The organism is Paenibacillus sp. RUD330 (assembly GCF_002243345.2).
Taxonomy (GTDB): domain Bacteria; phylum Bacillota; class Bacilli; order Paenibacillales; family Paenibacillaceae; genus Paenibacillus_O.
Genome location: NZ_CP022655.2, coordinates 3,652,402 through 3,677,033 on the forward strand (window position 1 = coordinate 3,652,402; position 24,632 = coordinate 3,677,033).

General features: G+C 55.1%; 16 protein-coding genes and 1 pseudogene. 2 read left to right on the top strand and 15 right to left on the bottom strand.

Annotated elements, in window-relative coordinates; genetic code table 11:
* Positions 1–156 precede the first annotated feature (156 nt).
* From CIC07_RS16540 to CIC07_RS16560, 5 genes are all read right to left on the bottom strand, one after another.
* Positions 157–1,806 carry a DUF4091 domain-containing protein gene (locus CIC07_RS16540; RefSeq protein WP_076354522.1) on the bottom strand — a complete coding sequence of 550 codons (1,650 nt, stop codon included), beginning with the start codon at positions 1,804–1,806 and terminating at the stop codon, positions 157–159.
* 107 nt (positions 1,807–1,913) lie between these two features.
* A complete protein-coding gene (locus CIC07_RS16545; protein WP_076354520.1) occupies positions 1,914–5,186 on the bottom strand; it encodes a hypothetical protein in 3,273 nt (1,090 codons plus the stop codon).
* 101 nt (positions 5,187–5,287) lie between these two features.
* Positions 5,288–6,877, bottom strand: a complete 1,590-nt coding sequence (locus tag CIC07_RS16550; protein WP_076354518.1) for an extracellular solute-binding protein — start codon at positions 6,875–6,877, stop codon at positions 5,288–5,290.
* A 58-nt stretch (positions 6,878–6,935) separates the two neighbouring features.
* A complete protein-coding gene (locus CIC07_RS16555; RefSeq protein ID WP_076354516.1) occupies positions 6,936–7,817 on the bottom strand; it encodes a carbohydrate ABC transporter permease in 882 nt (293 codons plus the stop codon).
* A 27-nt stretch (positions 7,818–7,844) separates the two neighbouring features.
* A complete protein-coding gene (locus CIC07_RS16560; protein WP_240923515.1) occupies positions 7,845–8,699 on the bottom strand; it encodes an ABC transporter permease in 855 nt (284 codons plus the stop codon).
* Here CIC07_RS16560 and CIC07_RS25695 point away from each other — a divergent pair.
* A complete protein-coding gene (locus CIC07_RS25695) occupies positions 8,668–8,802 on the top strand; it encodes a hypothetical protein (RefSeq protein ID WP_277345216.1) in 135 nt (44 codons plus the stop codon). The two genes, CIC07_RS16560 and CIC07_RS25695, sit on opposite strands and share 32 nt — an antisense overlap.
* A 200-nt stretch (positions 8,803–9,002) precedes the next feature.
* On the opposite strand, the gene CIC07_RS16565 is transcribed toward CIC07_RS25695, so the two are convergent.
* The 8 genes from CIC07_RS16565 to CIC07_RS16600 form a co-directional block, all read right to left on the bottom strand.
* A complete protein-coding gene (locus tag CIC07_RS16565; RefSeq protein WP_076354514.1) occupies positions 9,003–11,207 on the bottom strand; it encodes a helix-turn-helix domain-containing protein in 2,205 nt (734 codons plus the stop codon).
* A gap of 776 nt (positions 11,208–11,983) precedes the next feature.
* Positions 11,984–12,838: an NAD-dependent epimerase/dehydratase family protein gene (locus CIC07_RS16570; protein WP_076354512.1), complete on the bottom strand. Its 855-nt coding sequence runs from the start codon at positions 12,836–12,838 to the stop codon at positions 11,984–11,986.
* Positions 12,839–12,980: 142 nt separating this feature from the next.
* The gene (locus CIC07_RS16575) at positions 12,981–14,204 is read right to left on the bottom strand and encodes an enolase C-terminal domain-like protein (RefSeq protein ID WP_076354510.1); all 1,224 of its coding nucleotides are present in this window, start codon (positions 14,202–14,204) and stop codon (positions 12,981–12,983) included.
* A 12-nt stretch (positions 14,205–14,216) separates the two neighbouring features.
* Entirely contained in the window at positions 14,217–17,147 is a 2,931-nt protein-coding gene (locus CIC07_RS16580; protein WP_076354508.1) for an alpha-mannosidase, read from the bottom strand.
* Positions 17,148–17,194: 47 nt separating this feature from the next.
* Positions 17,195–18,013, bottom strand: a complete 819-nt coding sequence (locus tag CIC07_RS16585) for a carbohydrate ABC transporter permease (protein WP_076354506.1) — start codon at positions 18,011–18,013, stop codon at positions 17,195–17,197.
* Positions 18,014–18,025: 12 nt separating this feature from the next.
* Positions 18,026–18,919 carry a carbohydrate ABC transporter permease gene (locus tag CIC07_RS16590; RefSeq protein WP_076552899.1) on the bottom strand — a complete coding sequence of 298 codons (894 nt, stop codon included), beginning with the start codon at positions 18,917–18,919 and terminating at the stop codon, positions 18,026–18,028.
* Positions 18,920–18,996: 77 nt separating this feature from the next.
* On the bottom strand, positions 18,997–20,376 hold the full coding sequence (locus tag CIC07_RS16595) for an ABC transporter substrate-binding protein (RefSeq protein WP_076354502.1): 1,380 nt from the start codon (positions 20,374–20,376) through the stop codon (positions 18,997–18,999).
* 196 nt (positions 20,377–20,572) lie between these two features.
* Positions 20,573–22,264 (bottom strand): carbohydrate-binding protein, encoded by a 1,692-nt coding sequence (locus CIC07_RS16600; RefSeq protein ID WP_083687895.1) that lies wholly within the window; start codon positions 22,262–22,264, stop codon positions 20,573–20,575.
* 370 nt (positions 22,265–22,634) lie between these two features.
* Between CIC07_RS16600 and CIC07_RS16605 the strand changes: the two are divergent.
* Positions 22,635–22,793: pseudogene (locus CIC07_RS16605) on the top strand (aldo/keto reductase); the annotation flags it as partial.
* Positions 22,794–22,920: 127 nt separating this feature from the next.
* On the opposite strand, the gene CIC07_RS16610 reads toward CIC07_RS16605, so the two are convergent.
* Positions 22,921–23,319, bottom strand: a complete 399-nt coding sequence (locus CIC07_RS16610; protein WP_076354496.1) for a hypothetical protein — start codon at positions 23,317–23,319, stop codon at positions 22,921–22,923.
* 68 nt (positions 23,320–23,387) lie between these two features.
* The gene (locus CIC07_RS16615; RefSeq protein WP_157741923.1) at positions 23,388–24,425 is read right to left on the bottom strand and encodes an amidase domain-containing protein; all 1,038 of its coding nucleotides are present in this window, start codon (positions 24,423–24,425) and stop codon (positions 23,388–23,390) included.
* Between the last annotated feature and the right edge of the window lie 207 nt (positions 24,426–24,632).

Sequence of the window (24,632 nt, forward strand, 5' to 3'; positions counted from 1 at the left end):
GTTCGTGTATTTACTCCGATTACCCGTTTGGCGTATTCAACTGAAGGTTGATCAGATGGGTCCCAATTGCAGTGAGTTGACCGGTCGGACCGGAGGCTCCAAATATAGGTGCCGAAGCTAGAGCCCCATTAATAACCATCGAGAGCTCCTCCATGTTCACCCTATTGCTGTTGCAATTTCCTGATTAATCTTTTCGCGGATGGCAAGCAGCCATTCACTCGAAACGGGGTATTGGCTGAACGTAATCGGCTCCGCGAGCCCCTCCTCGAGAAGCTCGATGACCTTCTCTTTGCCAAGTCTGCTCTCGAGCAATTGCAGCGCACGCAAATCCTGAAGGGCTTCATAAAATACTTCTAGGCGGATCGATTCGATCGGACCCTGCTCTCCCGGATATACAAGAAAAGGATCGCCAGATGGGAAATTTCCATCCGCGTCCGTCACTTTGAACGGATCAATGCTCTTTTTGGAATATTGGGCATACCAAAAATTGTATCCCCAATGCAAAAATCCGGCGATGCCAAACTTGTAGATCTGTATCCCGATAATGCGATTGCGGCTGGACGGCATATGGAAAAAGCGGTTGGACACCTTTTGACGCTGCGATACGCAATAGTACGTCCACAGTGGATCAACCCCGTTTTCTATAAAAGGGGAGAGATGATCGTTGGCTGCGATCGGGATTTTCACAAGCCCCTTATCGTAGAACGAATAATCCGATAGCGCGTCGATACAGGGAAACTCATGAAGATGCTCGTGAATCATCCCGCTCACCGTCTTGTATTGATCCAAATGCTCCTCGTACGGTTCATCCGATATGTGGAAATAACTGCGTCGTTCTAAATCATTCTCCTTCAAGAACCTGACAAGCTCGGGCAGCAGCTGCTTGATAAAATGGCGGTATTCCTCTCCGGAAGCATCCGTATCCCATCCGAAAATCCGCCTCTCCTCCCCGTTGTCGAAGGCTACAATTTTCGGAGCGTGCTTAGCACCCCACTGCGTGAATAGGTGGGAGAACTCCAAATATTCAATGCCCTTATCCGTGCATAGGTCAACCCAACGTTTCAGACGATCAAATCTGAATCTATACTCCATTCCTTTCCTGACGACATCCACAAGCTGCACCGTAGGGCGCTCCCCTCCTACCTCGGTGTCCAGAGGCGGTGTGAACAGCGGGGTCAACATCATATTGATGCCATGCGCTGCGGCAGTTTCGATAAATTGTCCGAGACGCCGCCAATGCTCTTCGCTGAACACCGGACAGCCATAATAGGTCGAGATGCAGTCCGCATGTAACCATTCGGAGTGAATGAGACGCTGCTTCGGCAACGTTGCCGGAATGACAGCTAGCGAAAATGTTTCCTCGCCGAGCAAGTCATCCGACTCGTTCTCGAACGTCACTCGAATCCCATACTGTCCTGGATGGAGCGTTTCAGGAATACCAACGGCTACCCATACGGAGCGCCATTGCTGCGGGAAAGCCTTTATCCTCCCCCCTTCATCCGGGTAAAGAGGGTCGGGATACAAGCCCGGAGTGGTTCGCAGAACATTCTCGTCCGCATCTTCAAAGCATGGCAATTCCGAGGGCACAAGGCCTACTGATCGGATCGTTATATGTTCGCATAAAGCGGACTCAATCCGGATCCGAAGCGCTTTGACTTGGTTCTCGGAACGAAACGCCACCTGAAACGAATAGGTTTCTCCCAGCAGCGCGGAGGCCTTGCGGAAAGGCTTGTCGTGCAGTTCTTCGTCGCAAAACACTTTCGATAACGAGCTTAGGCATCGGGTCTCAAACGTTTGTTGCAGCATCTCCTCTATAACCCCCTACGTTATCTGCAAATATAAAGAAATCGAACTGCCTCAAAACGGCTGCCAAGCAGGCGTACGTCTTGAGGCAGCATCATGACGGAAATACTCTATTTCGTTACCTTAACGATCATCGTGTCGCTGGAGGTCGCGCCCGCATAGTTGACGAGCTCGCCGCGATATTCATAGGAGCCTTTCGCCCTGTTCGCGAGGTTAACCGCAACCGATAACGCATTCGGGCTGTTGTCGTTCAACTCCTGCGTATGAATGAGAATTCCATTCTCATACAGATTATACGTACGGCCGTTCGTCCCCCACCACATGTTCATCGTGACCGCGTACGTTCCGTCCCCATCCCAGTTGTTGTTGGACAGCACGGGCTTCGCTGGATTTGCTTGCGACACTTGTACCGTCAACATGCTGCTGCGCGTTGTACCGAAGGCATTCGTAAGCTCCGCGACATACCGGTACGTACCATTCGTCTTGTTTGCAATGGCCGTCTGGACATGCTGGGCGCTAGGTGAATTTTCCGGGAGAATCTTCGTATCAATCCATACATCGTTTTCAAATAACTTGTATACTTTTCCATTATTCCCGCTCCATAAGTCCATCTTTACATTGTATTTGCCATCCTGAATCCCGTTATCCCATCCATTGTCGTGAGTCAGGGAAATCGTACTCGGTTTGGCTTTGCTGTTCGAGATAATGTTGTTCACGGTTGCCGTCGCTGTGCCGCGATTGCCTGCCGCATCGGCGAACTCGAACGTAAAGCTGCCGTTAAACTGAAAGTCGTAGCTGCTCGAGCCGCCGTTATTGATAATCGTGGCCGGTTCGTTCAACGTGATCGTCGCCTTGACGGAGCCCGATGTCGGCGTTGTCTGGCTGTAAGCTACCGTTGCCGTCGGCGGCGTCGTGTCCTGCGGAGCCGTCGAGACTTCATACACACGGACGCCGAGCGCCTCGAAGGAATCCGTAAACGCACCGTCCGTCACCGGGATCGAGCGGTTGCCATGAACGACTTTCACGCCGGTCGCATTCGGCACCTTGAAGGACGCCTGACGAGCTTCTTTGCCGTTGTTGACCGCAATGACATACGTTTTCCCCTCATGCTGGCGCACCGTCCAGTTCAGCCAGCTGCCGCCGTTCATCAGCTGCACGTTCGGCGTCGGCTCCACAGACATGATGACCGGGATCAAGGGCTTGATTTCTTGCCCGACTTGCTTGAGGTTTCCCCATAGTGTCTCATATGGCGTTCCGCTTGCGTCGCGCAAGATATCGAAGTAGGAATAATACATGAGGCCTGTCGCGCCCTCCGCAATGGACTGCCAGGACATGGAACGCAGCTCCGCTAGATTAGGTGCCCGCAATGCCACGCCGGCATCATAGTTGCTCAGGTTGTGGGCCTGGACGACATGCCACATCGCTCGGTTCGGCAGTTCGGCCTTCGTGCTTCTAGACCATTCTCCCGGCCGGGATACCGCGTCTTCCGGTTTGCCATAAACAGGGTAAGGATCGGTGCCGAAAATATCCGTCGACTTCATGAACAGATCCGCATTCGGCAAATCCATATCCACCGTATAGGACGGATGATTGAAATCGTTGGCCGCAATCGCTTTATTGTGGGCAATCAAATTGTCTCTCCATACCGTTTTGTTCATTTCATCATTGATGTACCAGGCCAGAAGCGACGGGTGGTTTTTGAATTTGTTTACTTGCTGAGCGATGAGCGCGGCCTCCGCCTCCAGCGTCGGGCCGCTGAAGAAGGTGTCCTTGTCTTTCACCGCATGGATATACTTGATCCCGGCCTGGTTCAATTTGTCCAGCAATTCATTGGTCGTCGCCTGGAATTGATAGGGAAGCGCCGTGTTGAACGGGCTGTTTTTCAATTCATTGATTTCGCCGTCATTCAAAAAGCCAAAGTACAATCCCAGCGGGAAAAAGGGCTTGCCGTCTATCAATAGCCGACCGTGTTTATCGACATAGGATTTCGGCTTAGGATCAGCGGCGCCCAGCTTGGTTATCGCCCACTCATCCGATTGGGAAACCGTATTCGACGTTTTGTCGGTTACTTCAATTTTGACCTTGTAGGATCCTGACGGCAGCGATTGCGCGGGAAAAGCGGCTGTGAAATCGGCCTGCCCCGTCGGATCGGCCTTGGAAGCTATCGTCTGGTTCGCGGAATCGACCAGCTGGATCAACGTACTGTACCGATTGGCGTCGTTGGCGCCTAAATCAAGTCTGGTTCTGACTTTGATTTCGGTATGGTCGCCTTCCATCAACAAGCCGCGATAAGACGGACTGATCAATTCGGTCGAGAGAACGTTTGTTTTGATCTGATACAGCTTGATATCATCGAACCAGACGGTTCCCGTCACCCCTTTTTCTACATAAACGACCAGTTTAATGTGCGTGGCATTGGGAGGAATCGAATACGTATCGGTGGCCATGTTCGTCCACTCGTTCGTTGTGGCCGCATTGCTGTATCGGCCAAGAATCCAATTTCCGTCGGCATCGAACGCTTCGATGGCAATCTTCGCTCCCTTGCCGGCTTCTCCTACTAGATTCAGAGCCTTCGCAAACCCGCTTACGTAATAAGCTTGTCCCCCCGCAACCGGAAACGTTTTTCGGACGAGAACATAATCCGCGGCGTCGGTTCGAGCATACTGCAAGGAATGGCTTCCCGATCGGAACTGTCCCGCATCATAACGGGTCGAAGAGGAAACGTACTCCGGATCATGCGGTTCCTCAAAAGAGGTTTGGTACAGGATTTCCGCATTGGGCCGAGCTGGAGGCTCCGGCGCGCCGGGTTCCGGATCCGCTACGGGAACATCTCCGATTCCATACACTTTCAGGCCATCAAACCAAGCCGTCCCCGTCGTATTTTGATCCAGGTACAGCAGGATGAGCACTTTGGCCGCATTTGCTGGAAGACTGTACTTATCCAGCTTGAAAGAGGTCCAATCACCTGCTTTTACAGCTTCGCCGTATTTGCCGCCGAGCCAGGCTCCGTTTGCGTCAAAGGCTTCGATCGCCACTTTCCCGCCGCCTGCACCGCTCAATCCTTGTGTTTTAATCCAGGCGGTGGCGTAGTATTCTTTTCCCGGCGCAAATTTGGTAAGCGCTTTCGAAATAATCGTATAATCGCCGGCTGCTGTCCGGTTATATTTCAAAGAGCTGCTTCCAAAGGCATGCTCCGTTGAATCATAACGGGTTACGCCGGACAGCCATGTCTGATCGTTTGCATTTTCAAACGAAGTTTCGTACACGAGGCGCGCGTTCGTTTCCAAGGGCGGATCGACCCATTCGGCTCCGTAAGCGGTATTTGTCCATGCGATTTGCAGCAGAAGCACCATACAAATCCAAATCGCGGCTGCCTTTTTCATCAATGAATCACCTCTTCTAGGTAGGTTCAAAAAGGGAAAGGATCTCGATTCTTTATCGTAAAATCGACTGGCCTCTCCCTCTTTGCTTATGCGGTCATGCTTTAGGGCTGCCAGGATCCTTCAATCCCCAGCTTCTGAAGATCTGCGTTCACTTCGTCAATGACTTCCTGCCCGCCCTTGGCCATGTACTCCTGCACCATCTTGTCCCAATCGGATACAGGCCTTTGGCCGGTGATCATCTTTGTCATTTCGTCGACGACATATTGATTCAGCTCGCTCTTTCTTTCCATATACATCGGAGGATGAATCCGGTTAACCGGGTTAACGTAAAACTCCATCGGCGAGTACAGTTCCATGAAAGCCTGATTCATATCCTTGTATTCCGGTCTGCCGTTGGTTACGAAATCCTTCAACGTCTGCTCGTTCGTCGTCCAGCCTGCGTTGATAATCTGCGCTGCCGGCGCGTAGGTGGAAAAGTTCTCGCGATCGACGAGGGCGATGCCGTTTTCCATCGTATAGCCTTTTCCTTCGTGTCCGGACTTCCAATCGAAATACTCATTCGAGGGATTCTGCTGGTCTACTGGCACGTACTGTCTGAAATATTCCAGAATTTCCAGGATCCGCTTCACCTTTTCCGGATTGTCTTTCAGCTTGGCGTTAAGCATGTACGCCGTATAGTAGCCTGTGCCGTGCACGAAACCTTTCGTACCGTCCGGAGCCTCGAACGGCGGAATCGGAGCGACTTTCGCTTTTGGATCGTTCTGAAGAAGTACATCCATCGTGATGCTTTCTCCGCCCGGCTGCTCCCACCAGATGCCGACCTTGCCGGCCGCAAAAGCTTTGAAGACGTCGCTGTAGGTCGTTATCGCCCAATCCTTGTTGATCGACCCGTCCTTGTACATCGTTGCCAAGTGCTGCGTCTTTTCTTTATTCGCTTGCGATATATAGCCGGGAATCAATTGTCCCTCATCGTTTTTGTGATACCAATTGTCCATCTTGTAATAAGCGCTGAATGCCGGATCGTACCAGATGTTGAGGTTGTCCCTAGCCAGCCCGAATCCCAGCGTATCCTTTTTTCCGTTCTGATCCGGGTCGTTCTCGGTAAAAGCAAGCGCAACTTGCCGGAGCTCCTCGTAGTTCGTCGGCATGCTCAAGCCCAGATTGTCGAGCCAATCTTGCCGAATGATCGGCTTCTTTTCGCCCTTCGTCGCAAAATAGTTCGGAATCCCGTAAATGTTCCCGTCCACGGACAACGCGTCCCAGATGAAATCCTCCACCTTGTTCATCGTGTCGTATTGGGATACAAATTCGTTCAAGGGTAAAAACGCGCCCTGGCTCACCCATCTCACGAAGTTGGAATCCGCAAATTCTGTCGCAATGATGTCCGGCAGATCCCCCGAGGCCATCTGCACGTTGACCTTCTCCGAATAGACGTCCCAAGGCATCAGCTGCGGCTTGAAATCGACCTGGAATTTCTCATTGATGGCCTTGACGCCTTCGCTGTCCGGTGAAGGAATCGGGTTTGCCCATGTGCCCGCCATCAGCGAAATCGATATTTTTTCTGGAGTCGTTTCTCCGGACGGCTTGGGCGTATCCGGGCTATTCCCGGTGGTGTCGGAACAGGCGGCCAAATTCGCGGCCAATGCTGCGATGGTGAGAGCTTGTAAAAAAAACAGCCTTCGAACCTTCATGCTTGATAGCCTCCCTTTGCTGATGGTCGATTTCTTTCTCTACTGCAAGCGCGGGTTTTCACCCCTTCACGGAACCGAGCATCACCCCCTTCGCAAAATGCTTTTGCAGAAACGGATATAAGACCAGGATCGGCAGCGTCGCGATCAGGATGGCCGCCATTCCGATCGTTTCCGGCGGAGGCGGGTTGACGATCATCCCCGTCTGACGCGCATCGGAGATGCCGATCGACTGATTCAGAATGACGATTTGCCTTAAAATGACCTGGATCGGCCATTTTTCCGGATTGTTGATGAACAGCAGCGCATTGAAATAGGTGTTCCAATTCGTTACGGCGTAGAATAATCCGAATGCGGCAAGCGCCGGCTTGGACAACGGAATAATAATTTTCCGGAACACTTTTCCCTCGTTCGCTCCGTCCATCACTGCCGCTTCAATTAATTCCTTCGGAATGCCGAGCATGAATTGCCTCAATACGATCAGATTGAAGGAACTGATGGCCGTGGGAATAATGAGCGCCCAGAACGAATCGATCAAGTGCGTCGCCTTGACGACCAGATAAGTCGGGATCATGCCCGCCCCGAAAACAAACGTGAACAGGACCATGAACATGAAGAAGCGTTGTCCGAAGATGTTGCGTGTCAGCGGATAGGCCATCATGGAGGTGAGCGCCAAGCTGAACAGCGACCCGGCCACTGTAATCCAGACGGTTACCCCCAGAGACCGAACGAACGATCGGGAATGGAAGATGAACGAGTAAGCGTCCCATGACCATTGCCGCGGCCAGAGCACCACGTTGTGACGGACATACTCCGAATAAGGGGTGAAGGAAACGACGATCATGTAGTAGAAGGGGAACAGCATGACCAGCGCAATAACGATCAGGAAAAAGACGTTTGCGATATCTGCGGCCTTCTCTTTTCGGCTCCTGAATTTTTCCATTGACTTGCCTCCTGTCCATGCCGGTAATTAGAAAATGGAGTCTCCGGTCATCCGTTTCACCAACCGGTTCGCGCCGACAATCAGCACAAATCCGACCACCGATTTAAACAGACCTACCGCGGTGGCGAAGCTGAAATCGGACTGTTGAATGCCTTTCAGGTACACATAGGTGTCCAGTACGTTGCCTACGTCTTTGTTGAACGGATTCAGCATCAAGTAAATTTGTTCAAAGCCGACATCCAGCACGTTGCCCAAGCGGAGAAGCAGCAGGATGACGATCGTACCGCGAATGGCCGGGAGCGTAATATGCCAGAGCCGTCTGATGCGGCTTGCGCCGTCGACGACAGCAGCTTCATACAACTCGTAATTCACAGCCGACAAAGCAGCCAAAAAAATGATCGTGCTGAATCCGGATTCCTTCCAAATGACCTCCAGCACGACAAGCGGCATGAACCAGTCCGGATTCTGCATGAAGGGGACGGTCTTCAGCCCCAATCCTGCAAAAAGCTCATTGACGATTCCGTCCGATTTCAGGAACGAAGTGACGAGTCCGATGACCACGACCCAAGACAAGAAGTGCGGAAGGTACACGATGGACTGAACAACTCGTTTAACCTTTCCGTTGCGGACTTCGTTCAGCATGAGCGATAAAACGATCGCGATCGGGAAGGAGAACATAATCTGCAGAAAAGAAAGATACAGCGTATTCCATATGACCCGAATGACTTCCCTGTCCTGGAACAGCTTTTCAAAATGCTTGAATCCCACCCACTCGCTTTCTACAAACCCGATCAAAGGCTTGAAGTTTTGAAAAGCGATTACATTGCCTGCCATCGGGATGTATTTATAAATGATGAAATATAAAAGTCCCGGCAACAGCAATGCAAATAAGTACCGTTCCCTCCAAAGCCTTGCCCAAAATGCTTGCCGAGCAATCTTCGGCTTGCTGGCGCCTGCGATCTGTGCGTTGGATGACATGCGTTGAATCTCCTTTCATGTTGTCTGATGCAGATTCATCGTAAGACAAGGCAGCATCCTTGCCTATCGGCGCTTTTTCAACTTCCGAGCGTTGAATGCGTACGAGCTGTAAATATGCACAGTATCTGAACAGATCGTCACACCTATGAAAACGCTAAAAACCTCCACCCTCGTGCAAGGGGGTGGAGGTTGGCCATGCCGCTTCATTTACGAATCTATCGATCTTCTGTATGCCCGTGGAGTAACGCCAGCTATTTTTTTAAACGACCGGTTAAAGGAACTGAGCGTATTATAACCGGTCTGCGCAGCAATCTCTTGAATCTGCAGATCGGTTTTTTTCAGCAGCTCCATCGCTTTATGGACACGAACCTCATTCACCTTGTCCGTAAAATTCACGCCTGTCCTTTCCTTGAAGTGCATAGACAAATATCTGCCGGTAATGCCCAGCTTTCCAGCGACCGAATCAAGGGTGACATCTTCCTCGTAATGCTCCTCGATATATTTGAGAACGAGACTGACGATCGACTTCTCTTTTTCTTTTCGCAGCTTGACGATGGAAGTCGTCTTTTGGACCGATATTTCGAGCTCATGCTCGATATCCTCGATGCAATGGATGTCATTTGGGTTCACTTCGGGTATTCCCTCGGTATGTGCATGGAGATGCATTCGGCTTATCTTCTCGTGTATTTCTCCGAAAAACCGGTGAAACAAATACATTCCCGCGTTTTTGGACTTCATCTCCAGCAGGATGCTCTTCAACGACTGCATCACCAGCTCGGGGTTCCCTTCTTGCAGGTTAATGTCGATTTCCTGCATCTTCGTTATGGAAGGAACGAACCTTTTGGCAGTCGTTTGGGTTTCATACACAATTTGCGAATCCGCAGTAAAAGGCCTGTACTTGATCAAATCCAAAAGCTCCTCGTATGCGGCCGTCATGTCGGAAGCATGTTCGAACCGGCGGCTGACTGCCACAGTCGCAAATAAATAGTCCCCATCATTGTCGACTACACTTTTCAGTCGGAGCAATGAATCCATCAAATCAGGTTGATCGGGGTTCTCATACACGATGGTCAACACCTGATTGCTTTCAATCTGAAACGTATGGGAGCTGCCCGCTTCCTTGAAGCTGAGATCGATAAACTCGCGGATATAATAAACGATCCGTTCCTGATCCAGATCATCCTTATGCTTTCGCTTGAACGAGAGCTGAACCAAAATGAATCGATAAGGCCTCTGCTCCTCATCCTGCTGGTTCAGCTCCTGGCCGATTCCCCGTATTCGTTTTACACGGTTCATATAAGCGTAATATTTCAATGAAGACTTATGCTTCTCCATCTCCTGATACTCCGATTTCGAGCTTACAATCCGATGAATATTGGTTCTGATCAGGTCAAACTCATTGATCCTATCCATATCTTCATCCTGGTTGAACTGACGAATAGACTGAATGATTTCTTTTAGGGGATTATTGAACCTCATGCTGAAAAACACCGATGCCAAAACGCCGATCAGAATCGATACTAAAAAAAGCACAGTCAGCGTGATATTCATGGACGCAAGGGAGGCGATTTGCTCGTCCGGCACCATTTGGACATAAGTGAAACCTGTATTCTCGCCTTTCTCATAAAAATAGTAACTGCCGCCCTTTTTCAACCATTTCCTATTTGAATCCCATCTTGGAAATTGGCTTATGTCGGCGGTGTCGGTCGAATACAGCAACGATCCGTTCGAATCCAGGATGTAAAAGGGACCGCTTATCATACGGTTTATGTCCCGGAACAAAGGCTTGATATCAATGAACGCAAGAATCGCGAAGTTCGGATACGCCACGCTTTTAACCAAGTAGGGCATGATCTGATTCGGCTCGGAACCCGTTTTAACGGAGAGGACGGTTGCAGGATACATTTTCGAGCGGATGCCCGAGGCGATTTCCTGCTCCCAGAATTCGCTTGAATATTTTGGGCTGCCATAGTGGGCCTGAAACATGGCTTCCGGACTTTGACCTCGGGCATTATCAAATACCAATGAATGATGAGCGTCAAAAACAAGCATATTCTTCAGAAACAGCTGCGGATTAAGTACAAATCGATGAATGCTGCTGATGAAATCGGATGCAGAAACATAGTCGAGATCTTTTCGAAAGCTATTATTATTGCTGTTAATGTAATCATTGCTAATGAAATAATTGATCGTCACACTGTTCAAAACCTGAAAATACTGTTCAAAATCCCGTGACATACTTGCATGATTTGAGCCGCTGTATGTCACCACTTCTTCGTGCAGCTTCTTCTTGAAATAAGACTGGGAAATCAAGATGAACGAACCGTACAAAAGAATGATCAGCAGAAAGCTCGACATCAGCTTCACGAATACGGAACGGGCATGCAATTTCTGCTTCAGTAGACGCCCCACCTTGCTTCCCCCTTTTTATATCTGCAAAATGAGCCTTGTATAGATGGATGGTCTTTATGCCACAAGCAATAAACGATCCCTGAAGCGTATGGAAGAAGGACGTCTCCATGCGGTCGTCCTCTTCGACGACTGCGAAGGTCGAACGACGATGCTCGGTCTATATATCAAAAGACGGGCGCTGTGAGACGCGCCTGGGCCGCAGCTCAATAGGATTGAGGGCTATTTTATGCAAAGTGGAACGGTTCTTGCAAGCGTCAATCTTGACTTCGTCATGGTGCTGGGGCATTCACGTAACACGTATGCTGCATGTGGAAATTATTGAAAACGAGCGGCTGGACACGTTGTCGAGCTGCTCTCGCGCTATGCGGCACTTCGGCGGTGCAACGCGGACCTGCCTCTATGAAAATATGAACGGTCGCAACCGGCCAAGGTGAACAGGGGGGAAGGGTATGGAATGAGCGGTTCGCAAGCTTGCCGACCGCTGCGGCTACTTCTGGCCAGGCATGCAAATGCTCACAAATGGGCATGTTGAGCCGCTGACAAAAATATAGCTTATACCGCCTTTTTAGACAAGCTTCTTCAGATGGAAGTGGCGGAGACCTCATTTCCAACAGCAGTCCATGGGTGGGAAACGAATAAAGGATCTAGATGCTCTCTTCACCTTCCAGGCCGGCTCGTTAAAGGTATGTAAAGAAAAAAGCCCGCATTTTATGCGGACTTGAAACTTGAACAAACATGATGAATCCAACCGTGTGCAATGGCTGAGTGCAGCGATCCTAATCACCCGTATCGTTATCTCCGCAGCAATACCCCGGCTTCCAGCCCAAAACCCGCTTTGCCCGCTCATTGCTGAACAGCGGCTCCCGCCCGGTCATTTCCTTCTTAAATTCCTTCACCTCGGGATAATACACCCTCGTCAGGTCTGCCGTATCCAGCTCGCTCAGCGTATCATCCCCGGTCATGTTCAGCACCTCCGCGCCATGGATTCCTTCCGCCGTCAGAGCGAGCACGCAAGCAGCCGCGGCGTCCCGCAGATCGACATAACTCCATAGAATCTTGCGGAAAGCCTCCGGCCGCTTCATCGCTTCCCGCAGATGAGCATACTCCTGCGGAGCCGCGATCAGGGAGAAGCGGAGGCTGACGGTCTCCAGCCCGCTGCGGCGGCTGAACATCGCCGCCGTCTGCTCGTTCAGCGTCTTGGACAGGCCGTAGCCCTCCTGGGCGAGATGGGGATGATCCTCGTCGACAGGCAGATAAGCCGGCGCAAAGGGCTTTTCCGCCCAGGCGAACCCGTAACAGGACGTGCTTGATCCCATCACGACGCGCTTGATGCCGAGCAGGGAAGCCGCCTCCAGGATATTGAACCCGCCGATGACATTGTTGGTGAAAATATGGTTGTGCGGGAACCCGACCGGCGCCGGAATCGCCGCCAGATGAACGATGCCCTCCGCTCCGCGCAAAGCGCTCATCACCTGCCCCAAATCGTTCATGTCCACCTGAAGCTGCCTGCAAGGCAGCTTGTCCGAGATGCGGCTATCCAGCGAAACGACGTCGAATCCGGCTTCCTTCAACTGGCGCACGACCTCCGATCCCAGCTTGCCGCTGCCGCCCGTAACCGCAACTGTTTTCATGTGCCGCCTCCTCTTCGCTTGTCCCCGCTGCTTCAATAAGATCCGTTCCCCAGCGCAAAAACCATTGTGTAGAGCGGTTCTGCCTGGCTGCCCGACGATCTTCGCCGTACTGGATCGCTCCTATTCCAAGGAACAGCCGCCATCAAGGCCGAACCAGCGTCCCATCCGCCTTGCGGTCCAGCGCATAAGGATGATGGTACTTCGAGCTGTCCCAGCCTTTGCGCAGCAGGCCTGCAGCTTTGACTTCATCCAGCTCGATGCCGAGTCCCGGCTTGTTGTTCGGATACAGGTAACCGCCTTTACGCTGTATCAATCCCGGAAAAGCTTCCCGCTCCTCCGGCCGGAAATGGTTCACTTCCTGGATGCCGAAGTTCCACAGCGCCATGTCCAGATGCACCGCCGCCGCTTGGTTGACGGGATCGTTCTCCCCGCCCTCCTGCCAGGCGGTGCGGACGCCGAACGCCTCGGCGACCGCCGCGATCTTGCGGCAGGCGCTGATGCCGCCCGCCTTGGACACGCGGACGCGGATGAAGTCGATCAGCCGCTCCGAGATCAGCGGCAGCCACTCCTGCACATTCGTGAACTGCTCGCCTACCGCCTGAGGCGTTGAGCACGAAGCCCGCAGATGGCGGTACCAGCCGAGCTGCTCGGGAGGAAGCGCGTCCTCCAGGAAGAACAGCCGATATGGATCCAGGTTCCGCGCCAGCTGGATCGCCTGCACCGGAGACAGATGCTCATGCACGTCATGCGTGAACTGCACATCCGGCCCGAACTCCAGCCGCAGCCCCTCGAACATCCGGGGAATGGCGGACACATAGGCCTGTTCGTCGAAGACCTGATTCCGCGACCATGCATTCTCCGGCAGCCGGGCCCGCGAGCTGTCGATGAAGCCGCCTCCGCCGTAACCGCCCATCTGCACCCGGATGACAGTGTAGCCCTCCTCGATGAAGCGCTGCACATCCTCCTTGAGCTCAGCCAGGTCGCGGCCGCCCGCATGCCCGTAACAAGGAACGGCCGCACGGGCCGCTCCTCCGAGCAGCTGGTACACCGGCAGGCCCGCTTCCTTGCCCTTGATGTCCCACAGCGCCATGTCGATGCCGCCGACAGCCGTCTGCAGGATGCCGCCGCTTCGCCAGTAGGCGCTGAGGCTCATCACGTTCCACAGATCCTCGATGTTGGCGGCGTCCTTGCCGATCAGCAGCGGCCTGAGCAGCTGCTCGATCACCTGCACGACCGCCTCCGGGTTGTACAGATCCGAGGCGGAGCCCAGTCCGTACAGCCCGTCCTGGTCGGTGACGACCTTCACAATCGTCCAGCAGCCGTTCTCTCTCGTGCGGATGCACTGGATATCCTTGATCTTGGCCATTGCTATCCCTCCTTACGGACGGCGGATGCCGACCGTGACGATCTTGGCCGGTCCGACAGCCTGGACGAACTCGCCTTGGGAGCCCTCCAGAGCCGCGCCGGCCTCTTCCATGATCGAGCTCTCATACATCTGGGTTCCCGAACCGTTCATGATCGTGCTCTCATCCATCTGGGTTCCCGGATCATTCCAGATCGTGCTCTCATCCATTTGAGTTCTCGTACCATCCAAATCCTCGTACCAATCCGCTTCCGCAGGCAGCACCGGCCTCACCTTCAGCGAGGTTTCCTCTCCCGTCACGTTGAACACGCGCAGGAACAGGTCGTCGCTGTCCTCGCCCGCCTTGAGCGCGCTGAACGCGAGTCCTTCGCCCTGCCAAGCGACCATCTCCCGCGAAGCCGGAAGCGCTCCGCCATGCACGCCGGTCTGGACCGCCGTCCACGGCACCGGGAACTGGTACGCCTCGACGAAGGCTCTCGAATCCGCGACATCGCCGTCATGGGCGATGAGCTTCATTTCCAGCGTGTGGACGCCCAGGCACTGAGCTTCCGGAGTCGGAAAGACGCCCCAATCGCCGAGCTCCCGCGTCCCGCGCAGCAGCGTGACGGCCAGCGTCGAGCCCTCCTCCAGCGCCTCGTACTCGTTCAGCCCGAGGTTGGCGACGGTCAGCCCCGCCTTGCCGTCGCTGATGCTGACGAACGCGTTCTGATGCTGGGCGTTGCTCGGATTGGTCCAGGCCGCCTCCGGCCTGATCGGCCGCCGGGCCAGCTCGTAGATGGAATCCGCCGTCACGGCATCCGCCGCAAGTCCCGTCGGGAACAGCATGCGGATCCGGTGGTCGCGGACCGTGTTGTCGATCGTGCTTGAGATCGCGACCGAGCGCGAATCCCGCTCCAGCGTCAGTCTCGTGACGATCTTCACCTCGGCCGTCTCCGCTGTGCGCCGAGACTTGCGGCAGCGGAACGGAACCATGGACGCGACCTCCCGGTCCAGCGTCCCGTCCGCTCCGACCGGCAGCTGCCAGCGGTGGACGATTTCCAGAACGGCCTGCACGGCCGTATGCTCCGCAATCCGAACCTCCGCCCGAAGTCCGCGTGTCGTCAGCGGCTCTTCGCCGTCAGGCTGCCGGTACATGTACTCGTTGCCGATGTCTCCCGTATCCTCGTAGGCGCCGAGCCCGGCATAAACGCGGCCGTTCTCCTTGTCCGTCAGCGTGAAGGAGCCGTCCTCGGCCGCCTCGACAGACACCTGTCCGTTCCCGATGACGCGTCCCGACGCCTTCAGCGGATTTCCCTCCGGCTCCTCGGCCGCCGTCGACACGGCCGATGACGCCTCGCCTCTGCTGCCGAGCGGCGCTGCAACCCAACCCGCGTCTCCGTCAGACAAAGCCCGCGTCTCTCTCCCGGCAAGCACGAGCGCATACGTCCGATACCCGATGCCAGGCATCGGCTCGGCATGCAGCTCGGCCTCGATGCGATAAGCCCAGTACGGCTGGCGGAAGCGGTCCTCCGGCAGGTCATAGCCGAATTCCAGTCCGACCTTGCGCAGCACGGCCGGAACCTGCCGCCCCTCTTCGTCGACGACGATCCAATTGTCGACACCTAGCGAATCGAACGCCGGCGCCAGCTCGTCGTACCGCTCATGCGGCTGGCGATGGTCGAAGTAAAACCGCTCCAGGTCGACGGCCGCTTTTACGACGCCGCCCCGCGCATGGCCCGAGGTGTTGAACACGACGAACGGACGCGAGCCCTCGCCGAAGCCGGAAGTGTCCACGCGCGCAGCCAGCCGCTCCGCGCCCCTGAGAGCGAGAGCTTCCGCCACCTGCCGCGCCTTGGCGAAGCGGGTCATCATCTCGCGATGCACCTCGTCCACGCTGCAGCCGCAGATGCTGTCATGCGGATGGTTCTGCAGCAGCGTTTTCCAGGCGTAGAGCAGCTCTTCGCGCGGATATGCGGCACCCGCGAGCGTCGCCATCGCCGACAGCGGCTCCGCCACCTTCTCCAGCAGCGTCTGAACCGACACGTTGGCCTGCTTGATGTACACCCTCGCCGAAGCCGTGTTCACGAGCGTGATCCAGCCGTCCGTGAACTGGCTGCGCAGCTCGCCCTTGACGACGTCCAGATTCCGGGGCAGCTCCGCCTCCAGCGCCGCGACATACTCGGGGAAGCTCGACTGCCGGAACTCGACATCCGGCCTGACTTCCGCCGCGGCGCGCAGCGCCTCGGACAGATCCTTCTGCAGCGGCTGATGGTCGCAGCCGTTCATGAACAGCAGCTGGTCCGTCGAGGCGAACGCCTCGGCGTCCGCCAGCTTGCGCTGCCAGTATTCGCGAGCCGCCTCCGGCTCCGCCGGAATCTCCGCCCCGTTGTTGTACCAGCCCGCGAACAGAATCGCCAGCACCCGCGTGCCGTCCGGCGACTCCCAGTGCATCTCGGAATACCGGGACGTATGCTCGCCGCCCTCCTGCACCTCGTTGTTGAAGCCGACCGGCTTGACTCCGCGCCCGTATACGGCCGTCGTGATGCCGGCCTGGCGGATGAGCTGCGGAGCTTGACCCATGTTGCCGAAGGAATCCGGGAAATAGCCGATCCTCGCGACGCCGCCGATCTTCTCCGAAGCCTTGATGCCGATGAGCAGGTTGCGGGCGTTGGCCTCGCTGCTCACGAGGAACTCGTCCTGGAGAATGTACCACGGACCGACGACGAGCTTGCCCTGCCGGACGAGCTTCAGCACCTCCGCCTCCCGCTCGGGCCTCACGGCCAAATAATCCTCCAGCACGATGTACTGCCCGTCGAGATGGAAGCTGCCGAAGTCCGGATCGTCCCGGAACGTCTCGATGAGGTCGTCCATCAGCTTAACGAGCTGGAGCCGATGAGTCTCGAACGGGAGATACCACTCCCGGTCCCAATGCGAATGCGCGATGACATGCGCCGTTTTCGTCTTCATTTTGCCGATCATCCTATCTCAGTATATTCGCGGGCCGATGCCCTGCCTTACATCTTGACCGAGCCGACCGTCATGCCCTTGACATACATCTTCTGCATGAACGGGAACGCCATCAGGATCGGAATGACCGTGATCAGCGCGCCGGCCATGAGCTCGTTCCACTTCTTGAACGACGAGGAGTCCAGGTACATGAGCCCCATCGGGAGCGTGAACATGCTTTGCTTGTCGACGATGATCATCGGCCAGAGGATGTTGTTCCAGCTGCCGATGAAGTTGAGGATCGCGATCGTGCCGATCGCCGGCAGCGCCAGCGGCAGGTAGATGCGCCAGTAGATCTTGAAGCTGCCGCAGCCGTCGAGCACGGCGCTCTCGTACAGCTCATGCGAGATCGTCCGGAAGTAGCTCGTGAACAGGAAGATCGCGAACGGAGCCGCGCCGTTGATCATCGGCAGGATCATGCCGATGTACGAGTTCTGCAGGCCGAGATTCGTCATGTTGATATAGAGCGGAATCAGCGTCGTCACGCCCGGCACGAGCAGCAGGGCGATGAACGTGTAATAGAAGATTTTTTTGCCGCGGTACCTGAACTTGGCGAACGAATACCCCATCATCGTGTAGATGACGACGACGCCGATGATGACGAAGAGGCTGACGACGACGCTGTTGACGAAGAACTGGTAGAAGTTCAGCTTGTTCCATACCTCTCCGAAGTTGGACCAGAGCGGCGCCGCCTTGGGAAAGGGGGATTGCGGATTCGCGAGCGAGTCCTGGGTCGTCTTGAGAGACGTCCCGATCATCCACAGAAACGGGTACACGCAGGTGACGCCGTACACGACAAGTAGTAGATGCTTCAAGTATTTGACCATGCGGGTACCCTCCTATATGTCCGCCTGGAAGGATCGGATGCTGAAGATGGCGATGACTCCCGTTACGAGGAAGGACACCCATCCGATGGCGCTTGCCAAGCCGTAGTCGTTGTCGAGGAATGCGGTGCGGTACACGAGAGTTCCGATGACCTCGGAGCTTCCGCCCGGACCCCCGCCGGTCATGATGAACACGTTCTCGAACGTCTGGAACGCCCCGTTGATCATCTGGATGACGGCGATCAGCGTGATCGGCTTGAGCAGCGGCCATGTGATCTTGCGGATGAGGGTCGTCTTGCTCGCTCCGTCCACGCTGGCCGCCTCGTAGAGAGTTGGGTCGATGGACGTAAGTCCCGCATAATACAGGATGAGCGTGCCCGGAAGCCCGCCCCAGATCGTCGTCAGGATGATGCCCGTGAGCGAGGTCGACGAGCTGCCGAGCATGCCTCCGGGAATGACCAGGAAGTCCAGGCCGATCCATTGGAACAGCGAATTGAGCGCGCCGGCAGGCTCGAACAGCCCTTTCCACACGTAGAAGATCGCTACCCCGGACGCGATCATGGGCAGGAAATAGACGGTGCGGTACATCGCGGCCATCTTCGTGTTCTGCAGGGTGAACGCCAGCACGAGCGACACCGGCACGACGATGATCACCTGGAAGACGGCGATCAGCGCGTTGTGCAGCAGCGCCTTGTAGAAGTTCTGCGTGACGATCGGATCGTCGCCGAGCAGGAACTGGCGGAAGTTCGCCAGCCCTTCAAAGCGGGCCGTCGAGAAGTCGATGCCCGACCAGTTGTAGAAGCTGAGCATGATGGAGAATCCGACCGAATACACCCCGACGCCGAGAAACAGCAGCACGCCGGGCAGCAGGAACAGATACGGAACCCATTTGTTTTTTGTCGTTACCATCTCAAACATCACCTTCAGGCTCTTGGAGTAACGGCCGGCAGGCGCTGGATGCGCCGGCCGGCCGGATGGATCGGGACTTAGTTGCCGCTCGCCTCAAGCTTCGCCATCGTGTCGTCGAATTTCTTCGCCGCCTGCTCCGCCGTCATCTTCTTCTCGATGACCGACTGCAGGGACTGGGCGAACACTTCCCATTCCTTGTGCTTGCCGCGGAAGGAGTTGATCGCCGGGGAAGCCTCGGAATAAGGTCCCGGCTCCTTGGCGAACGCGTCCGAGATGGACTTCAGATTCGGGTCGAGCTTGGCGGCATGCTCGCCGAGATTGACAGCCGGCACCGTATAGGCTCCATTGGCGAACGCAACGGCCGCATCGGGATCGGTTGTCATGAAGGTGATGAAATCAAGCGCCGCATCGCGGTTTTTGGAATCCTTGTTCACCGACAGCTGCGTCAGCGTGAACGGATCGGTCGTCCAGGCCTGGATTTTGGAGCCTTCCAGCGGCGGCACCGGGAACGTGATGATATCCTCCGGCTTCATGCCCATGGCGAGCAGCGTCGACATCGTGAAGGAGCCTCCGAGATCGAACGCCGCCTTGCCTGCCGCGAACGCCTGATCGGCGCCGTCGATGTCGGTCGACAGGATGCCCGGCATGAGCAGATCCTTGCCCGCCAGCGTCTCCATCGCCTTGACGACCGGCAGGTTGGCGGGATCGCTCATTTTGGCCTTGCGCTCCAGCAGGTCGATGTAGCCCTGTGGTCCGCCATGCATGATGGAGAGCGCCGAGCCGGCCCAGTTTTCCCACAGGTCCGGAATTTTCGCTCCGAACACGAGGCCCGGCGTGCCGCTCTTCGCCTTGACGGCTTCCATCATCGCAGTGAATTCCTCCCACGTTTTCGGCGCTTCCGCCTTCACCCCGGCGTCCTCCAGCAGCTTCTTGTTGCCGTAGAAGGTGAAGAAGCCTCCGATGTCGAGCGGCAGGCCGTAGAATTCGCCGACCTTCAGCCCTTTCTGGACCGTCGTGGCATTTTTGTCGGTCTTCCAGGAGTCCGCCTGGCTCTGCGTGATGCGGATCGGGTCCATCGCGGTGCCGACGTATTTCCCAAGGACGTCGTCCTTGATCTCGCCGGACAGCTCCAGCACGGAGCCTTCGATGGAGTCGCCCGCCGTCGCCCACCAGTTGATGACATCCGGCAGGTTCTTGGAGTTGGCCGCCGCCTGGAACTTCTGCCGGTACGTGTCGTCCGGAGTGAACGTGTCGATCTTGACCTTCACGCCCGTCTTCTGCTCGTACAGCTTGGCCGCCGCCTCGAAGCCCGGCGTGTACGCCACCTTCCATGTCCACATCGTCAGCTCCTTGCCGGAGCCCGCTGCGTTATCGTTGCCTCCGCCGCCCGAGCAAGCGCTCAGCAAGAGAGCGGATGCCGTCATCGTCGATAGGATGAAACCTGCTTTTCTGTTCATGGCCAACCACCTTTTCTGTATTCAGCTTGGAGTCTTTTCTTGCGGCGGCTGTCCGCCTCGCCTTTTCATCGTAGCGCAGGAGACGGCAGAGCTTACAGGAGGCGGTATTGGCTTTTGCAGGCCGATCTTGGCTTTGTCGGAGTCCACGCGAAAAAGCCCCCATGGGACGATATCGTCCCATGGGGGCTTTGGCGGCTCAGCGATGGCTTGTCGGATGGGTCGCCGTGACCGGCAGCTCTCCCTTGAACATGCGGTTGATGTCTCCCGCAAGCCTCAGGTAGAAGTCAGACGATACCGACACGCCGTCCGCGTCGAGCGTCAGGAAGTATTGATTCGTCGGAATCATGGAGCTGTTCTCGGCGATTTTGGCGATGGCCGTTCCTTCATCGTATTCGTCGAACATCGCCACGTAGCCGGTGTTGATGCCGACCGACTTCATGTCGTAAGCCTGCCTCCACATGAAATCGCCGTGCATGCGCGGATTCTCGTTGCGCGGGCCTCCGGTCATGTTGGACCAGGCCGAGCCCGGCCAGATGACCGGCTGGTAGGCGATATTGTTCTGCTGCGTGAACGTGTAGTCCGGCTGCCAGACGTTGGTCTTCCAGCTGTCCGCGTCGTTCATGTCGTGGAAGCGGCCGACGAACCACGGGGAGATCATGTCCAGCGACTTGTACACGTCGAGGAATCCGGCCTTGGAGTCGTTGACGCCCGTGCGCCAGTAGGCCGGCACGCCGCCGATGACGTAGACGCCCTGCTGCTTGAACCAGCTGATCAGGCCCGCCGACTCGGCAGCCGTGCCGGGACGGTCGGTGAAGCCGATGCCCCAGATGCAGACGACGGTTTTGCCGTTCTGCTTGGCGTAGGCGCTGGACGAGGGAAGGCCCATCGCGTTCACGACGTTCGTCGTCCAGTCATGCTTGACGGCATTGACCCAGTTGGAGGCGTTCATGCCGGTGATGTCATACATGACGTAGAACTTGCGGCTGTTCGCCTCCGCCGCGTTCTTCACCTTGACGGCGACGCTGTCGCGGTTCGTCTTCCAGTTGTTCGGCGTGTCGCTCTCATCCGCGCCGAAGCGCTGGAGGGCGGCTCCGTCGATATTGTACGTCTTCATCCATTCGAAATGCTTGCTCACCGTCTCCTGGTCATAGGAGGAGAACAGCTTGGCCGCGGAGCCGTTGCCGAAGCTGCCGAGTCCGGTCTGGTACGACTTCGTGTATTCCCTCATGTCGGGATACAGCTCGAAGTTGACGTTGCCGGTCGCCGCCGGAGCGCTGCTGTTCTTGGACCAGTGCACCCAGCCTCCGTTCGGCGAGCCGTCGCCGGCGGCGTTGAACCAGCCCTGATAGCCCGCAAACAGCTTGCCGACGACGTCTCCGCCGCTAGGCGCCGATGCCTGATTGAACTTGAACCATAAAATGTTGAACAGGTTGCCGGCGCCTCCGGTGAATTTGAGATAAAGCGTGTGGACGCCGCTTGCTCCGGAAACGGAGCATGACTTCGTCTGCCAGCTCTGCCAGCCTCCCGTGCCCGGGACGGCGCAGGTGCCGATGAGCGTGCCGCCCGCGCTGTCGAGGCGCGCCTCGATGCTGCCGCCGCTGTTGTTGCTGGCGACGCGGACGTCGAGCGACGATGCTCCGCTGCCGAAGTCGACTCCCGTGAACGCGATGTAGTCGCCGTTGTCGATGAAGGCGACGTTCTGGCCTCCCTCGCTCGAGGCTTCGAGCTGGATGCCGGACTGGCTGCTGTAGCCGGAAGCGGCCGTCTGGGCGAACGCCGATGCGGCGGATGCCTGGCTGGCGGACAGGGACATCCCCGTGGCCAGCATGGCGATGGCGACGAGCAGAGAGAGCAGGCGGCGACGGGTGAGACGATGGGATTTGTTCATAAGTTCCTCCTTTTGATCTCGATCGGATCATGAATTGCGGCATCCTCTGGCTGCAACCGCTGCTGCGTGTGCTGCCGCTGATTCGGCAGCCCTTTCCACCTCCTCGACCCCGTTTCAGCAAGCGCTTTCATAAATCGGCAGGCTTGCTTTCTCCAGTTTAGCGATGGAATCTCCTTCCATCCATAGGGCGGATTTATCTTTCCCAGGGCAAACCGATACGGTTTCATCCCTCTTTCGGCTTCTGCAATGAGAACGCTCTATTGTGAGGATGGCCGAGTCGTGATAAGCGTTGCAAACACGCGTTCACATCCTTCATCCTGTGCGCGGAACCCCATGGAACCCATTCCCTCATGTCAGGAGAGACAGCGAAATGATATACAGGAAGCTTGGCCGCTCCGGCCTCAAGGTCAGCGAGATCAGTCTCGGCAGCTGGATGACGTACGGACATACGGTTGGCGAAAATACGGGAGCGAAGCCGGTCGACCGCGTCTTCGAGCTCGGCATCAACTTCATCGACACCGCCAATGTGTGTTCTCCCCTCTCGCCCAAGGCATGCTGACCGGCAAGTACCGGCTCGGACAAGAGCTTCCGCAGGGCAGCCGCGCGAGCGATCCGAAGACGAACATGTGGATCAAGAACTACTTGCATCCACCGGTTCAAGGTTTGATCTCCACCTTTTCCGCAAACCAGTGTCCATTTCTCCATTTCACGCTCATCTTGATGTTCTCCACCGATCCGAACCGATGGTCGCCGGCTTGGAAGGAAAAGCTCTGCTTGGCATAAACAGCGGCTCCAAAAAAATAATGAACCGGAACGATGGAAATGATCTCATGTTTGTTCGGCTCATAGCGGTAAGGCGACTGCACCAACCCGCGCTTCAGCGGATTCAGCTTGTCGTAGGCCTGCTCGTTCATGTAGGGAGCGAAGTTTATATTCGTTTGCATTCCAATCGTCATTATTTTTTGGACGCCGTTCCTTATCCAGATGAAGCCCGCGGTATATGCGGACAGGAATAGGAGCAGCAAGACAAGGAGCAGCGGGAGCTTCTTTTTCATCACGATCATTCCTCCTTGTTAAAAAAACGCAATGGAGCCCCGCATGGTTGCGGAGCTCCCAATAAAAATCAGGTGATGTGGGTATACTGAGCCGTTACGACTGCATCTGTGTTCAGAATGTAATAATTCCACGGAACATTTTGCCTATTAGTGGTGTGGTAGCAGACGAGAGGATAACCTGTATTGATGTCATATCCGGTGACAATAGCGGTATGGTTTTTATCCCCATCGTTATATTTGTCATAGCTGATGATATCTCCGAGTTCCAGTTTTTTTACATCGGATTCCGCTACGCCGTCAATCGTGTCCGATCCGCGGATCAACATGAAAAATTCTTCCGCATTTACCCATGGCACGGCATATAACCACTGTCCCGCGCTTCCCGATTGGATCCACCAATTCGGCCTTGCCGTGCCTCCGGCACTGTTGCGCATCGGTATTTTGCCGTTGAGCAAGGCTTGTGAGGCAAAATTCGTGCAATCGTTGTCGAAGGCATAATAGGATGTATTATTGCTAAGCGCATGCTTGTAGGCATATTGAGCCGCCAAAATTCCGTTAAATGTATAGGGGGTCCATGAGCCAGACGCATAAGGAGTCACCGTAGTATCATTAGATAATTTCAGCTTGTCCATATCTGCTTTTTGCGTTTTATTCAAGTTTAGGACATCGCCTAAATCTGCTTTCACTTTTGGAAGGCTATTTTTTAGAAACTCTCCCTTTGGGCTGATTGTAAACGAAACGATATCCCCCATTCCGCTCGCCTGAGATGAGTTCTTCCAGTAGAACCTTTGTTCCAGATATCCTTTAATCAACATATTTCCATCCGCTGTCTTGCTTATATCTTGAAGGGTGAAGTCGGCGCTGTAATCCGACAATACACTCCCGTTATCTTCTGCAAGTGCAATCAAGTAAAGGGCTTCGTCATGCTCGTCACTCATCTTTTCTTGCAGAATAAGATCCGCACGTTCTTTGAGCATCGTGGCAATAAGCGAGTCGGCTTGACTGACGGGTAAAACGGGTGGAGATGATTCAGCAAAAACGGAAGAACTTTGAATTCCTGCACAAAGAACAAATACCGATGTCCATAAAGACAGCTTTTTCTTCACAATCATTCCTCCTGTAACCGATTTCAAATTATTTGATACATTCCAAATATAGTAAAATAAAGATAGTATTTCATGAACATAAACTACCAATATAATACATTTATTATAGGACTATTGAATTATATTTCTGATTCCACACTTCCCGTATTAGGGGAGCTGCAGAAGATCTTGAACCCTCGTTCAAACCGCTTGGACTGTTTCAAATCG

Coding starts and splice junctions, on each gene's coding strand:
- CIC07_RS16555 (WP_076354516.1), bottom strand. CDS start 7,817: ATGGAAAAATTCAGGAGCCGAAAAGAGAAGGCCGCAGATATCGCAAAC.
- CIC07_RS16600 (WP_083687895.1), bottom strand. CDS start 22,264: ATGAACAAATCCCATCGTCTCACCCGTCGCCGCCTGCTCTCTCTGCTC.
- CIC07_RS16590 (WP_076552899.1), bottom strand. CDS start 18,919: ATGGTAACGACAAAAAACAAATGGGTTCCGTATCTGTTCCTGCTGCCC.
- CIC07_RS25695 (WP_277345216.1), top strand. CDS start 8,668: ATGATGAAATATAAAAGTCCCGGCAACAGCAATGCAAATAAGTACCGT.
- CIC07_RS16595 (WP_076354502.1), bottom strand. CDS start 20,376: ATGAACAGAAAAGCAGGTTTCATCCTATCGACGATGACGGCATCCGCT.
- CIC07_RS16575 (WP_076354510.1), bottom strand. CDS start 14,204: ATGGCCAAGATCAAGGATATCCAGTGCATCCGCACGAGAGAGAACGGC.
- CIC07_RS16570 (WP_076354512.1), bottom strand. CDS start 12,838: ATGAAAACAGTTGCGGTTACGGGCGGCAGCGGCAAGCTGGGATCGGAG.
- CIC07_RS16550 (WP_076354518.1), bottom strand. CDS start 6,877: ATGAAGGTTCGAAGGCTGTTTTTTTTACAAGCTCTCACCATCGCAGCA.
- CIC07_RS16545 (WP_076354520.1), bottom strand. CDS start 5,186: ATGAAAAAGGCAGCCGCGATTTGGATTTGTATGGTGCTTCTGCTGCAA.
- CIC07_RS16585 (WP_076354506.1), bottom strand. CDS start 18,013: ATGGTCAAATACTTGAAGCATCTACTACTTGTCGTGTACGGCGTCACC.
- CIC07_RS16610 (WP_076354496.1), bottom strand. CDS start 23,319: ATGAAAAAGAAGCTCCCGCTGCTCCTTGTCTTGCTGCTCCTATTCCTG.
- CIC07_RS16540 (WP_076354522.1), bottom strand. CDS start 1,806: ATGCTGCAACAAACGTTTGAGACCCGATGCCTAAGCTCGTTATCGAAA.
- CIC07_RS16580 (WP_076354508.1), bottom strand. CDS start 17,147: ATGAAGACGAAAACGGCGCATGTCATCGCGCATTCGCATTGGGACCGG.